Genomic DNA, 14,742 nt, shown 5'->3' with positions numbered 1-14,742 from the left:
AAAAATACGGAATATGGATGACGGTGCATGAATGAACAGGATTTAGACTACAGCAAAGGTACGATTTCAATCAGCTTGGTGCATGAGGCACTGCTCAATGCGCAGCAACAAGGTCTGGACATTCAAAATATCCTGATGAAATCAGGCATTGCCGATGAATTGATGCACTCCATCAAGGCCCGTGTTTCTGTTTCCCAATACGCGCAGCTCTGGACCGAGCTTGCCGATGCCATGAATGATGAGTTTTTTGGCATGGATAGCCATCCCATGCGACGTGGTAGCTTTAAACTTTTATCACAATCGGTAATGCATGCGGAGACGTTAGAAAAAGCCCTGCAACATATTCTACAATTCTTAAATCTGCTGCTGGATGATTTTGTCAGTCAGTTATTTGTGCAGGAAAACTATGCCTATATTGTGATTTATGAACAAACACAGACCAAAAGAATGTTCAGCTATGCCACCTATTTAATGCTGATCCATGGCTTGATGTGCTGGTTAAGCGGACAAAGGGTTTTACTGAATCAGATTCAGCTTAAATGTGATGCACCTCTGGATGATCAGGACTATAAGGTGCGATTTTGCGAAAATATCCAATACAATAGTGATGAAAATTACATCCAGTTCGATGCCAATTATTTAAAAATCCAGATCAAACAAGATCAACAATCATGGTATCAATTTATCAGGCAGACCCCACAAAACTTGCTGGTGCGCTTTAAAAACCCACATGCCATCAGTTCCCAGATCCGTAAACATTTAATGCATGTTCCCCCTGCTGAATGGCTGGAATTAAATGAAATTGCCCAGCGTTTGAATATGTCGGATGCCACCATGCAACGGCGCTTAAAAAGTGAAGGTGTCAGTTATCAGCAACTTAAAAATGATATCCGGCGTGATACGGCCATTGAATTGCTGACCAAAACAGAAAAAAACTTGCAGCAAATTAGCGATGAACTCAGCTTTCATGATCCGAGTGCCTTTCACCGTGCTTTTAAAAAATGGACCGGAGTTAGTCCCGGTGCCTATCGGCAGAACCAAGATCAATAAGTTAAATCGCTTGCTGAAAGAATGAATCTTTTATTGAAGATTTAATAATTCTTTGTTTTTCATTATTTTAAAAAATTGACACATTTTTCGTCGGAATCTAGTTGCAAAAAATACCAAAATAGATTACTTTTCAACCAATTTAAAGGCATATCTTTATGCCATCCCTGCTGTACTCCTCCCCATGAAACACCTTAGATTAAAGGTTCTGACATGCTTAAGATGATTGATGTACTAGAGCAAAGCTTGGTGCAAAACTTTACTCATTCTCTCAACGCTCAAACTGGCCAATTCGATGAATTATTCAATCAGGGCATTTTAAATAGTTCTGACTCTGAACTGCAAAAAGCGGTGCTCAGTTTCTTTAAACGTGCTGATGCCATTGAATCCGCTCAGGCCCTGGATATCAGTGCCGACCGCATTGCAGCTTTACAGGCGGGTGTGGCATTGAAAGATGATCAATATCTTGCAGATACAGCAAAAATCGTGGCGCTTTGTTTAGCCCTTGAAACCAACAGCTTGGAGCAAGTTGAAGTTTCAGACTGCTTACAAGACTACCCTATGTAATCTTTCAGAATACATAAAAACGGCTCATAGGAGCCGTTTTTTAATGCACATCATTACTCAATCTTTAAAACTTGAATGAAATAACCATGCTTCAAGCTTTAACCACTTAATGCGGTCCTGGGTTTGCTTCTGATATTTTTGTTTGCGGAGCTGTTTAAGCTTTCAGGTCTAATACCTTATTTGAAAAGCAGTGTTCCGTCACAGCTCAACCCCAGTAAAATGCTAGGGTCATTCACAATTCAAACCTGTCGGCAATTTATCGCTATTATTATTTTAATTTCTTCTCTTAAAACCATTTGTCATTACATTGAAATGACTATGAAATGATATAGACCATTGATAATCTGAAATTTTCTTTATTTTCTTTTTATTCATGTTGATGTATGTTTTTCGTATAATATGGAAATATAAGAAAATTAAAGATAAATTTAATTATTTTTCAAATACTTAATTTAAGTTCATCAGTATATCTGGAATTAAGATAATTTTATCAAAATTACTTTTTTGTCTTATATCTTCACTCGCTGGCACTATTCGCTGCATCTCATTCAAATCATTTAATTGGGGCTTGTATGCAAAATTCTGGTTTTAAAACGAAAATATTCTCTGCGATAACATTGGGCCTAATCAGTCAATATAGCTTAGCGGCTCTCCCGGATACGCTAAAGCTGGATTATGCTTATTATGCTCCGACCAGTTTGGTGGTGAAGGAACAAAAACTTTTAGAAAAAGCTTTACCTAATACCCAGATTAAATGGGTATTTAGCCAAGGCAGTAACCGCTCTCTAGAATATTTAAATAGTGGCAGTGTGGATTTTTCCTCAACCGCCGGTTTGGCTGCCGTCTTGAGCCGTGCCAATGGTAGTCCAATTAAAACTGTGTATATCCAGAGTCAGCCTGAATGGACTGCCTTATTAGTTGCAAAAAATTCTCCAATTAAAAGCCTAAAAGATTTAAAAGGGAAAAAAATTGCCGCCACCAAAGGTACAGACCCTTTTCTTTTTACCTTACAGGCACTGGAAACTGCAGGCTTGAATAAAAAGGATGTTCAGCTTGTACACCTGCAACATCCAGATGGTAAAACCGCGCTTGAACGTGGACAAGTGGATGCCTGGGCAGGCTTAGATCCGCTGATGGCTTCTGCTCAAGTCCAGTCGGGTGCAAAACTACTGTATCGAAATGTCGGTTTTAATAGTTACAGCGTATTAAGTACCAAGGAACAGTTTGCCAACCAAAGCCCGGAAGCCATCGAAGCGGTGATTAAAGCCTATGAACAGGCACGTAAATGGGCCAAAGCCAATCCGGCTAAACTGGCCGAATTGCTGGCGCGTGAATCGAAACTGCCTGTTCCGGTGGCAAAGCTTCAATTAAGCCGTACCAATTTTGAGCAAAATATTCCAACAGCCAAGCATATTAATGCCCTGAAAAAATCTGGAACCATTTTGACTGAGGAAGAACTGGTGCGTAACGGTACCAACGTCAATCAGGTCGTGGATCAACTGTTTGATGCCAAATATGCACAAAAGGTCGTAAAAAAATAATGAGTTCGTCTGCAACAACGAATAAGGCGCCGGTTCAACCTGAAATTGATAAAGTCCCAGCGTCTGGCTTGCTTAGATTATTAAGCAAGCTTAAGGGCTTGGTGATCCCTGTTTTTGTGCTGATTTTATGTGAAGTACTGGTGAGAAATGGCTTTATCGAAGCTTACTTACTTCCCGCACCCAGCAGTTTATGGCAATCACTCTTGGAACTGTCTTCAGGCGATTTGTGGCTGCATATCTGGACCAGTACCTGGCGGGTATTTCTTGGTTTCTTTATCGGCAGTGCGCTTGCCCTCATATTTGCCATTCTTGTCGGTTTAAACAAGCAAGCTGAAGAATTTTTAGAACCTTCTTTTTCAGCGATTAAGTCGATTCCAAGTCTGGCCTGGATTCCCCTATTACTGCTGTGGTTAGGCATCGATGAAGCGTCTAAAATCACCTTAATTGCCATCGGTGCATTTTTCCCGACCTATACCAATACTGTTGCCGCCATTCAGGGTGTGGACCGTAAACTGCTTGAAGTGGCGCAAGTTTACCGTCTGAAATACTTTCAACAGATTAAGGAGATTGTGCTGCCTGCGGCATCCCCAGGTATTTTAACCGGTTTACGCAACAGCCTGAGCTTGTCCTGGATGTTTATGATTGCCGCTGAACTGATTGCCGCTACTCAAGGGATTGGTTATTTGCTTAGTGATGGACGGGAAACCTCACGACCTGACATTGTGATTATTGCGATTATTTTATTGGCCATTTTAGGAAAATTAACCGATAGTTTAATGAAAATTGCTGAAAACTGGCTGTTACGCTGGCGCGATGTGGTCAAAAAATAAAGCGCTTTTGAGCGCTTTATTTTTTAAATGGATTAATTTTCAGCTATTTTGAACAGCCGATCGTCACACGGTTATTGCCGCCGTAATCTTTAATGGTTTGAATATCTTTATAACCATATTTTTTAAACAGTTGATACACTACACCAGCTTGATCATAACCATGCTCAAGTGCAACCCAACCATTAGCAGTTAACCACTTTTTACCATTTTGAATAATAAATTCAATATCGGCCAGACCATTATTTCCTGCAACCAAAGCACGTCTAGGCTCAGAGCCTAAATCTTTCATATGCTTGTCTTGCGGATCAATATAGGGTGGATTCGACACAATGACATCAAAGAACTGGTTTTTTTCTAGCGCTTTAAACCAACTGCCTAATGCGAATTTCACCTGAGCTAAATCATGCTTTTCAGCATTAAACTGTGCAACTTCCAAAGTTGGCGCATAGATATCCGTTGCAGTCACTGCCCATTCAGGATGTTCACTGGCAAGTGATAAAGCAATTGCACCTGTACCTGTACCCATATCCAAAATACGGGCATCTTCAGGGAGTTCCAGACGTAATACTGTTTCAACCAGTACTTCAGTATCAGGTCGTGGCACCAAAGTATCTTTGGTGACTTTTAAATCTAAAGTCCAAAAGGGTTGTGAACCGGTGACATAAGCCAAAGGTTCGCCATCTTCTATTCGATTTAAACCATCAATATAAGCGTGTTCTTGCTCTGCAGTCAGCTCTTGGTCTTTCTTCATGATCAAATCAAAAGAGTCGATCTTGGTAATATGTTCTAGCAACCACGCATTTTCTTGACGCTCGTAGCTTTCTGGTTCACCACGTAAAGCCAAGGCTTGTAAAATATTCATTATCCACCATTCTGCTGTGCAAGAAGTGCCAACTGATCTGCCTGATATTCTCGATGCAAACTATCCAGCAATTCGTTCAAATCACCTTCCATCACCGCATCTAACTTATATAAGGTTAGGTTAATACGGTGATCGGTCATACGACCTTGCGGATAGTTATAGGTACGGATACGTTCCGAACGGTCACCCGAACCGACCAGGTCACGGCGCATTTCCGAAGTTGCTGCATCTGCTGCTGCACGTTTGGCATTTTCCAGACGGGAAACCAAAAGTGCCATGGCTTTGGCCTTGTTCTTATGCTGTGAACGTTCATCCTGACATTCCACCACAGTACCGGTTGGAATATGGGTAATACGCACCGCAGAATCGGTTTTGTTAATGTGCTGACCACCCGCACCCGATGCGCGATAAGTATCGATACGCAAGTCTGCCGGGTTAATATCGACTGTTGTGTCTACATCGACTTCAGGCAAAATGGCAACAGTACATGCTGAAGTATGTACTCGACCTTGAGACTCAGTTGCAGGTACACGTTGTACACGGTGCGCACCACTTTCAAATTTCAAACGACCATATACGCCTTCGCCATTAATCAGGCAAATGACTTCTTTATAGCCGCCATGTTCGCCTTCATTTTCAGACAGAATTTCCAGACGCCAGCCTCGACTTTCCGCATATTTACTATACATACGGAATAAATCGCCCGAAAAAATTGCAGCTTCATCACCGCCTGTTCCGGCACGAATTTCCAGATACGCAGAGTTGGCATCATTGGGATCTTTCGGAATCATCAGGATATTTAAATCTGCTTCGAGTTGTTCTAGCAGTGCTTTATTGTCTTTAATTTCTTCCTGCGCCATTTCCTTAAAGTCAGGATCTGACAGCATGGCTTCGGCAGTTTCAATGTCTTCTTCGGCTTGACGGAATTTAGTCCAGACTTCGGTAATTTCGGATAAATCACTATGCTCACGAGACAATTGACGGAAGCGTTTGTTATCTGAAATCACTTCAACGTCGGCAAGTAATGCATTTAATTCTTCGTGACGGTCAGAAAGTTGATCTAATCGTAAACGTAACGATTCTTTCATTTGCTAAAATATCTCAATAAAAAGGCCATCTCCATGTCGGACTAGACATAGATCAGCGCAAAAAAATTGTGCCTAGTGTAACGATTCTAAGGGCTAAATGACATAGATATTGTGCAGACAAAAGCCCTTACACACTGAGATTTTTTTTCAACCAAGCTTTACTTCGCTCCTCGTTTTCTTCATATTTCAATTGTAAATGCATACTTTCTGATCGCTTTTCAACATTGTTAAAGAAACTTTACAAAGCAGACACTAAACGCCACAACTATGAACCATCCTCTCCACATTGTTGGAAAAAATTTTTGTTACATTTGCCGCCATCGAAATAACTTACTGACAATGTCTACTTTTGGACACGGAGTTAACTATGAAACTTAATGCACTATTATTAAGCGCAACATTAGCCACTGCATCGATGTTTACTGTGACTGCTCATGCAGACAACTCTACTCGTATTGCAGCAACTTCTGCATTAGGTAGCGTAGCCGGTACTGCTATCGGTAAACAAATGGGTGGTAACACTGGAGCAATGATTGGTTCTGCAATCGGTGGTGCGGGTGGTGCTGCGGTTTCAGCGGATAGACGTGACCGTACTGGTGCTGCAATTGGCGGTGGTTTAGGCGGTGTTGGTGGTTACACTGTAGGTAAAAGCATGGGGGGTACCACTGGCGGTTATGTTGGTTCAGCTCTAGGTGCTGCGGGTGGTTCCGTTCTTGGTAAGAAAGTATCACAAGACCGTCATGCTGACCAACGCAAATACAAAAAACACTCTAAAAAATATTATCGCAGCCATCGTTAATACATCATTAACTGACTGGACAAAAAAGCATCTTCGGGTGCTTTTTTCATTTATTCACGTTATTGACTGTTAATTATGAATAAATGCGTCAGAAAAAAAATACAAATCATAAACAACTCATCCATTTTTATTTCTACATCTTTTATTACATTTAAGCCAATACATAACAAAAGCTTCCCTCTGGAGTTTGCCATGAAATTTAATTCAATAGTTCTAGCTGCTGTCGTAACAACATCTGCTTTAACAATGACAACCGCCAATGCAGGCAATACAACAAATACAGCCCTAACTTCTGCCCTAGGTGGGGTGGTTGGTGCCGCAGTAGGTAAACAAATGGGTGGTACTACAGGTGCCATGATTGGTTCCGCCATTGGTGGTGGTGCCGGAGCTGGTGTTGCTGCAAATAAGCGTGACCGTACTGGCGCTGTAATCGGTGGTGCTTTAGGCGGTGCCGGTGGCTATACCGTAGGCAAAAATATGGGCGGTACCAACGGCGGCTATATTGGCGCTGGCTTAGGTTCTGCCGGTGGTGCAGTTCTCGGTAAAAAAGTCAGTGAAGACCGCCGTTACGATGATCGCTATGATCGCGAAGACCGTCGTTACGATGATCGCTATGACCGCCGTAATAATGGTTACCGTTACAATGACCGCCACGATAATGGCCGTCATTTAGGCTGGAACAAACATCGTTAATTTTAAAAATTCAATTTAAAGCACCTTCGGGTGCTTTTTTTATAGTTGCGATGAGCACAACCCTATTTACACAACTCACCCATATATCGAAAAAAAACGATATACAAATTCAGGCAAGCATCGTATGCTTTTCTTAGCCCTGATATTAGAGAAAACCAATGCATTCTTTAAAAGATACCCAATTTTCAATTCTGGACTTAGTTCCTGTTCGTGAAAATAAAAGCATTCAATCTTCATTGCATCATGCACTTGCTTTGGCTCAACATGCCGAAAAATTAGGTTATAAACGCTTATGGCTGGCTGAACATCACAATATGTCTGGTATTGCCAGTTCAGCAACCTCTGTTCTCTTAGGCTATTTACTGGCAAATACGCAAACTTTAAAAGTCGGTTCAGGCGGTATTATGCTGCCAAACCATGCCCCTTTAATAGTTGCAGAGCAATTTGGCACTTTAGCAACACTCTATCCAAACCGTATTGAACTTGGTCTTGGTCGTGCACCGGGTACAGATCAAAATACCATGCGTGCACTGCGTCGTGGTCAGCAAGAAACTGAAGATCAATTCCCGCAAGATGTACTGGAAATTCTGCAATACTTTAAAGACCCACTCCCACAGCAACGTATTGTGGCAACTCCAGGCCAAAGTACCCATGTTCCTGTCTGGCTATTGGGCTCTAGTTTGTTTAGCGCGCAACTGGCTGCAAAATTGGGACTGCCCTATTCATTTGCCTCCCATTTTGCGCCGCGCATGCTGGATCAAGCCATCAAACTGTATAGAGAAAACTTTGAACCCTCAGAATATCTGGAGCGACCTTATGTGTCGATGGGTGTACCTACCGTCATAGCCGATACAGATGAAGAAGCGCAATATTTAGCAACATCACCCTATCAGCGTATTATCTCAATGTTCCGTAATCAACGCGGCCAGTTGCAACCGCCAATTGAAAATATTGATGAAATCTGGTCACCATCAGAGAAAATATCGGTGCAACAGTTCTATGCCATGGCACAAATTGGTTCTAAAGAAACGGTAAAAGCAGGTCTTGAACGTCTACTTGAACGCTATGAAGTGAATGAGTTTATCTTTACCTGTGACATTTACGACACAGAAAAACGTATTAAAAACTTCGAGTTATTAATGGATATCAGAAATTCTTGATCTCTGGCTCAAAAATCTAAAAAGCACCTGTAGCGGTGCTTTTTTTATGCAAAAAATTCAAATAAAGGAACGCCTTCATTTTTAAAATGAATCGCAACAATAATTGCGAAATGCTGGAGCTTAGGCATAATAACTGTATAAAAACAAGCTCATATAATAATGGACAATAAAATGAATCAATATATCAATAAACCTAGCTCCGCATTTATTGCTGCAAGCTGGCTGGCGCTGATCGCAGGTGCAGCAGCCTACATGATCGGTCTCTGGAATGCAGAAATACTGTTAAATGAAAAAGGCCATTATCTGATCCTGATTTTATACGGCTTATTTACCGCAGTGTCTTTGCAGAAAATTGTCCTCGATAAACTCGAAGGAATTCATGTCACTGCCATATATTTTGGGCTGTGCTGCGCCTCCATTGCAATCTGCATTACCTTATTGACCATAGGTTTGTGGAATGCCTCACTTGAATTAAGTGAAAAAGGGTTTTATATCATGGCATTTTTACTGAGTTTATTTGGTGCGGTTGCGGTTCAAAAAAATATTCGCGACTTAGACTATCTCAGAACACATACCCAGCCACCAAGTGTCCCCAATTACTCCAATACACAATTCCAACCTATAGAACATAATGAGGAAAAAAACTAAGCTTTTATAAGCATCATGAATAAACATAAGACTCGTTCTTTCATGGCAGGTCTTTATTTTTTATGAGTTCATAACTAAAAAATTATGAAGATAAAGTAGATGAGAATCACTATGCCACAGTGAATTTTCTAGGATGTAAAGAAAATCAAATTAGAGTCATCGCAACGATTAATATTAAATTATTTTATCCTAAGCGCATAACACCTTAAATCATAGGCAAAAATTAATCCACATTCGAAACAATCACATAGTTGCGATGACTGACAAGATTCCAGAAAAATCTTTACCAAAAGTTCCATCTTGGATATACCAGTTAACTGCAGAACCAACTGCAACGAAGTAAAAATAAGAAAGGATATGAAAATGGTTAACAAGAAGAAGAGCCCATTGGATGGTTTCTTTCAAAATTCACCCGAGTTTTTCCAGAAATTCCATGGAAAAATTGTCACCTCTGAAGATATTAAAAACTTTGATTTTACAAATTTAAATGTGGCTGTTGTGGGGGGCAACCAAATGACAGTCATGCATCTGGAGCAGATCTGCAGTACTGCAAAATTTGTGAAAGTATTCCAGAATATGCCTTTGTTTATTCTGCCGCAAACTGAAAAAGGCATTCACAAACTGCTTTCACATCCTTTAATTATCAAGAATCGTCGTTTGTTTAATAACCGCGTTAAATCATTATTGGCGATTCGCTATCTTGAATCGCAAGTTCAGGATACCTGGTTAAAACGCCAGCTCATGCCCAATTCAGCTTCTGAAAACAAGATTTTTTTCAAATCTGATAGTTATTACGCTGCACTACAACGCGAGAATTGCAAGCTGATTACCTGGCCTGTGGTGAAAATCACTGAAAATGCCGTACAAAGCATAGAAGGTGTTGAACATCTGGTAGATGTAATTATTAGCACCTATTAATGGCTTTTATAGTAAAAGAGACCGTAATGCCATTCCTGTTCCAGAGTTTAATTAAAGCAAACTTTGGATACACGCAGTGTGGCAAGGATGCCACACGTTATCCATCACAACAAGGACGTTGTGTATGGATAACAAAGGATTTTGCTTACTTTTGGCCTCTCAAAAGTAAGAGATCGCCTACACAAATATCATTTGAGTTTATTGAAAAACTGAGGCAGTAAATGCTTCCAACTAATATAAGATGTTTTTAAACTTTCGAATAGGCAAAGAATCGAAACATATCAAAGCTATTTAATTAACAAAACTTTGCAAGACTATGCCATGAGACAATAATACCTCTTTTTTCTGTGTTATTTTACGATACCGATATATCGATAATGATTTTTATCCTTTTGATAACGCAGATAATTTGAAGTTAACTCACCTGAAGTTTTCACCACTAAAATATCGATATTTTTTAAATCCTTAGATACCCGAATATAGTGCTGATTCATATCAAAAGGCTCTATATTTTGGGGATAATAATTGCAGTCATAATCGACATCAATATGGTTCATTGTTTGAGTTCTGGTTTTAAACACATCAATAGCTTTATATTGCGCATTTTTGATTTGTGCTGCCTGTATAGCATAAGCCCCGACACAACTACTGCCTACATAAGTACTGAAAATGAAATAAACTGCTTGCTGATTTAATTGCGTTTGCTGAATAGATCGAATAAATCCACCATCCTTTACGGTTTGAGTAATGACTTTATTGCCCTGTTTAAATTGCACATAGGACTCAAATTCGCGCATCGTACCGCCTGCAGAAACATCAAGTGTATAAAATTTAAGCTTTCGATCAGGACTATAATTTACAAAAATCATGCTTTTGCTACTTAATTTTTTAAAATCATAAGCAAAACTTTGCGGATTCTGTTGAATAAATTCCTTTATTTTTAATGCAACTTCCTGGTTCACACCCTCATTTTCATAGCGGTCGGTTAAGCGGATTTGTTCATATTGATTGATTATTCGGGTTTCAAAATCAGCCACAGATGCTGCAAAAATTGGGCTATTTGCCAGACTGAGCCAAGCAAACAAAAAGACCATTATTTTTGGCTTTAATATTTTATTCATATAATAACCATTTTTATTTTCGATTATTAAAACGTAGAGTTAAACCTTGATTTAACTCTAGTTTAAAAATTTTCAATTAACCAATACGACGTTTCAGGCCAGTCATTTGCAAAACACGGGTTGAAATTTCTTCAATCGACATTTCAGAAACGTTCAGATATTTAATGCCTTCTGAAATATAAATGCCTTCTACCGCACGCAGTTCCATCTGGCATTGACTGAAACTTGCGTAACGGCTGTTGGCTTTACGCTCGGTACGAATCGCGACAAGTCGCTCTGCATCAATCATTAAGCCAAATAGCTTATGTTTGTGTGCTCTTAACACTGCAGGTAGACGGTTATCATCTAGGTCTTCTTCAGTCAGTGGATAGTTTGCAACACGAATTCCAAATTGTAATGACAAATAAATTGAAGTTGGCGTCTTACCGGAACGGGATACCCCGATCAGGATCAAATCTGCCTTGTCATAATGACGTGTGCGTGCGCCATCATCGTTATCCAGGGCAAAATGTACCGCATCAATACGTGCCTTATAGGACTCGGAATCGGTCACGGCATGGGTTTGTCCGACTAAAGTTGTAGGAGCAGTACCCAAAACCTCAGACAACTTCCCAATAAGACCTTCAAAAACATCAAGATTTACTGCATTTGCAGTATTAATAATATCACGTACATAAGGGTCTACCAGAGTATCAAACACCAAAGGTTGTTGCCCGTCTTGATCAGCACGCTGGTTAATTTCAGCCACAACATTCATTGCAGCTTCTTCGGAACTGATATAAGGAATAATATGAATGTCAAAATCTACATGAGGAAACTGCGCTAACAGTGAGTGTCCAAGGGTTTCAGCAGTAATTGCAGTACCATCGGAGATAAAAAACACACTGCGCTTAATCTGTTTACCTTCTGACATTAAAATTCTCCTTAAATATTTGTCTTAGTGCTATATAATCTTTATAGTAAACCATCTTACATGACTGTCGCCCAGTAAATTCTTAAAGCTCGGCGATTTGCTATAATTTCATGCCAAGATAGTGATTAATACTGCATAAGTGGAGTAACAACTTTGGAAGCGCGCGTAATTGGTCTAGAAAAATTAGGGAAACACGACGTTGAACTCGTTGGTGGGAAAAACTCATCACTGGGTGAAATGATCAGCCATTTGTCTAATGCTGGTGTATCGGTACCGGGTGGTTTTGCAACCACAGCTGCTGCATATCGTGAATTTCTCGAGCAAAGCGGCCTAAACGCTAAAATCAACGCAGAGCTTGCAGCACTAAATGTTGATGACGTAATAGCTCTAGCAGAAACTGGCGCTAAAATCCGTCAATGGATTGTCGAAACTCCGCTTACGGCAGAACTTGAAAAAGAAGTTCGTGAATCTTTCGCAATTCTTTCAAACGGCAACCCCGACATCGCGGTTGCCGTTCGTTCATCTGCGACTGCAGAAGACTTGCCGGATGCTTCTTTCGCTGGTCAGCAAGAAACTTTCCTGAACATCCGTGGCATCGACAACGTTCTTATCGCAATTAAAGAAGTATTTGCATCTCTTTATAACGACCGCGCAATTTCTTACCGTGTACACCAAAACTTTGCACATGACGTGGTTGCCCTTTCTGCTGGCGTACAACGTATGGTGCGCTCAGAAACTGGAGCTGCAGGTGTAATGTTCACTTTGGACACAGAATCTGGCTTCCGTGATGCAGTATTTATCACTGCGTCTTATGGCTTGGGTGAAATGGTTGTTCAAGGTGCAGTAAACCCTGATGAATTCTATATCTCTAAACCACTTCTTAAAAACGGCAAACATTCAATCCTGCGTCGTAACCTGGGTTCTAAACACCAAAAAATGATTTATGGTGAAGAAGGCGCGGCAGGTAAGTCTGTGGTTGTAGTCGACGTTGAAAAACAAGACCGTCAACAATTTTCTTTAAATGATCATGAACTTCAAGAGCTTGCAAAACAAGCATTGATCATTGAAGAACATTACGGTGCGCCAATGGACATCGAATGGGCAAAAGATGGCGACGACCAACAGCTTTACATCGTTCAGGCACGCCCAGAAACAGTAAAAAGCCGTGAAAATGTCGGCACTATGGAACGCTACCTATTAAAACAAAAAGGTACTGTGCTTTGTGAAGGCCGTTCAATCGGTCAACGTATCGGTTCTGGTAAAGTACGTATCGTTTCTTCAATCAAAGAAATGGATAAAGTACAAGACGGTGACGTACTTGTATCTGACATGACTGACCCGGATTGGGAACCAGTAATGAAACGTGCTGCGGCCATTGTCACTAACCGTGGTGGTCGTACTTGTCACGCAGCAATCATTGCACGTGAACTCGGTGTTCCGGCAATTGTAGGTTGTGGTAATGCAACTGAAGTATTAACTGATGGTCAAGAAGTGACAGTTTCTTGTGCTGAGGGTGATACAGGTTTCATCTACGAAGGTTCTTTAGATTTCGAAGTTCAACGCAACTCTATCGAATCTATGCCTGCGCTTCCATTTAAAGTCATGATGAACGTGGGTAACCCTGACCGTGCATTTGACTTTGCTCAAATTCCAAACGCAGGTATTGGTCTTGCACGTCTAGAATTCATCATCAACCGCATGATTGGTGTGCATCCTAAAGCATTATTGAATATTGACAGCCTTCCACGCGAAACTCGTGCCGCTGTAATGGCACGTACTGCGGGTTACTCTTCTCCAATCGAATTCTATGTAGAAAAATTGGTTGAAGGTATTTCGACGCTTGCTGCGGCATTCGCTGACAAACCAGTGATCGTGCGTATGTCTGACTTTAAGTCAAACGAATATGCAAACTTGATCGGTGGTAAGTTATACGAACCAGAAGAAGAAAACCCAATGCTTGGTTTCCGTGGCGCTAGCCGTTACGTTTCTGACAACTTCCGTGACTGTTTTGAGCTTGAATGCCGCGCGTTGAAAAAAGCACGTGACGAAATGGGCTTAACCAACATTCAAATCATGATTCCTTTCGTACGCACAGTTGCTGAAGCGAAACGTGTGATTGAATTATTGGCTCTGAACGGTCTTAAACGCGGTGAAAATGGTCTTAAAGTGATCATGATGTGCGAATTGCCAACTAATGCATTATTGGCTGAACAATTCCTTGAACACTTCGATGGTTTCTCTATCGGTTCTAACGACTTGACTCAGTTAACACTTGGTCTAGATCGTGACTCTGGTATTGTTTCTCATTTGTTTGATGAGCGTGACCCAGCGGTTAAAGCGCTTCTTTCTATGGCAATCCATGCATGTCGTAAAGCAGGTAAATACGTAGGTATTTGTGGTCAAGGTCCTTCTGACCATCCTGACCTAGCTAAATGGTTGATGGAACAAGGTATTGAGTCTGTTTCTTTAAACCCGGACTCTGTTTTAGACACTTGGTTCTTCCTTGCTGAAGAAAAAGCTCAACAAGCGTAATAAAACATGTTAAAAAAGACCCA

At 40.7% G+C, this 14,742-nt stretch carries 14 protein-coding genes; 10 read left to right on the top strand and 4 right to left on the bottom strand.

The window, feature by feature from the left end; translation table 11 throughout:
* Positions 1-27 precede the first annotated feature (27 nt).
* The 4 genes from B9T29_RS06070 (at position 28) to B9T29_RS06055 (ending at position 3,985) form a co-directional block, all read left to right on the top strand.
* Complete coding sequence (locus tag B9T29_RS06070; RefSeq protein WP_086175060.1) at positions 28-1,050, top strand: AraC family transcriptional regulator; 1,023 nt, start codon at positions 28-30, stop codon at positions 1,048-1,050.
* Between the two features lie 210 nt (positions 1,051-1,260).
* A complete protein-coding gene (locus tag B9T29_RS06065; RefSeq protein WP_086175059.1) occupies positions 1,261-1,614 on the top strand; it encodes a hypothetical protein in 354 nt (117 codons plus the stop codon).
* Positions 1,615-2,186: 572 nt separating this feature from the next.
* The gene (locus tag B9T29_RS06060) at positions 2,187-3,155 is read left to right on the top strand and encodes an aliphatic sulfonate ABC transporter substrate-binding protein (RefSeq protein WP_086175058.1); all 969 of its coding nucleotides are present in this window, start codon (positions 2,187-2,189) and stop codon (positions 3,153-3,155) included.
* Positions 3,155-3,985: an ABC transporter permease gene (locus B9T29_RS06055; RefSeq protein ID WP_086175057.1), complete on the top strand. Its 831-nt coding sequence runs from the start codon at positions 3,155-3,157 to the stop codon at positions 3,983-3,985. Before B9T29_RS06060 ends, B9T29_RS06055 begins: the two co-directional genes overlap by 1 nt.
* 43 nt (positions 3,986-4,028) lie before the next feature.
* On the opposite strand, the gene prmC is transcribed toward B9T29_RS06055, so the two are convergent.
* Complete coding sequence (prmC, locus tag B9T29_RS06050) at positions 4,029-4,847, bottom strand: peptide chain release factor N(5)-glutamine methyltransferase (protein ID WP_086175056.1); 819 nt, start codon at positions 4,845-4,847, stop codon at positions 4,029-4,031.
* Entirely contained in the window at positions 4,847-5,935 is a 1,089-nt protein-coding gene (gene prfA, locus B9T29_RS06045) for a peptide chain release factor 1 (protein ID WP_086175055.1), read from the bottom strand. Before prfA ends, prmC begins: the two co-directional genes overlap by 1 nt.
* A 367-nt stretch (positions 5,936-6,302) precedes the next feature.
* Between prfA and B9T29_RS06040 the strand changes: the two genes are divergently transcribed.
* The 5 genes from B9T29_RS06040 to B9T29_RS06020 all read left to right on the top strand — a co-directional run bounded on the left by B9T29_RS06040 (position 6,303) and on the right by B9T29_RS06020 (position 10,153).
* The gene (locus B9T29_RS06040) at positions 6,303-6,734 is read left to right on the top strand and encodes a hypothetical protein (protein WP_086175054.1); all 432 of its coding nucleotides are present in this window, start codon (positions 6,303-6,305) and stop codon (positions 6,732-6,734) included.
* A gap of 192 nt (positions 6,735-6,926) precedes the next feature.
* Positions 6,927-7,427 carry a hypothetical protein gene (locus B9T29_RS06035; RefSeq protein ID WP_086175053.1) on the top strand — a complete coding sequence of 167 codons (501 nt, stop codon included), beginning with the start codon at positions 6,927-6,929 and terminating at the stop codon, positions 7,425-7,427.
* A 158-nt stretch (positions 7,428-7,585) separates the two neighbouring features.
* A complete protein-coding gene (locus B9T29_RS06030) occupies positions 7,586-8,587 on the top strand; it encodes an LLM class flavin-dependent oxidoreductase (RefSeq protein ID WP_086175052.1) in 1,002 nt (333 codons plus the stop codon).
* Between the two features lie 171 nt (positions 8,588-8,758).
* Positions 8,759-9,235, top strand: coding sequence for an inner membrane protein YiaA (yiaA, locus tag B9T29_RS06025; RefSeq protein ID WP_086175051.1), 477 nt, complete (start codon positions 8,759-8,761; stop codon positions 9,233-9,235).
* A 363-nt stretch (positions 9,236-9,598) separates the two neighbouring features.
* Positions 9,599-10,153, top strand: coding sequence for a flavoprotein (locus B9T29_RS06020; RefSeq protein WP_086175050.1), 555 nt, complete (start codon positions 9,599-9,601; stop codon positions 10,151-10,153).
* Between the two features lie 350 nt (positions 10,154-10,503).
* On the opposite strand, the gene B9T29_RS06010 is transcribed toward B9T29_RS06020, so the two are convergent.
* Complete coding sequence (locus B9T29_RS06010; protein ID WP_143223870.1) at positions 10,504-11,274, bottom strand: hypothetical protein; 771 nt, start codon at positions 11,272-11,274, stop codon at positions 10,504-10,506.
* Between the two features lie 76 nt (positions 11,275-11,350).
* Positions 11,351-12,187 carry a pyruvate, water dikinase regulatory protein gene (locus B9T29_RS06005; protein WP_086175047.1) on the bottom strand — a complete coding sequence of 279 codons (837 nt, stop codon included), beginning with the start codon at positions 12,185-12,187 and terminating at the stop codon, positions 11,351-11,353.
* A 153-nt stretch (positions 12,188-12,340) separates the two neighbouring features.
* On the opposite strand from B9T29_RS06005, the gene ppsA reads away from it, so the two are divergent.
* The gene (gene ppsA, locus B9T29_RS06000) at positions 12,341-14,719 is read left to right on the top strand and encodes a phosphoenolpyruvate synthase (RefSeq protein ID WP_086175046.1); all 2,379 of its coding nucleotides are present in this window, start codon (positions 12,341-12,343) and stop codon (positions 14,717-14,719) included.
* The last annotated feature ends 23 nt before the right edge of the window (positions 14,720-14,742 follow it).

Source organism: Acinetobacter sp. ANC 3903, assembly GCF_002135315.1.
Taxonomy (GTDB): domain Bacteria; phylum Pseudomonadota; class Gammaproteobacteria; order Pseudomonadales; family Moraxellaceae; genus Acinetobacter.
Note: the sequence above shows the minus strand (reverse complement) of the source record. Positions and strands in the feature narration are given on the sequence as shown.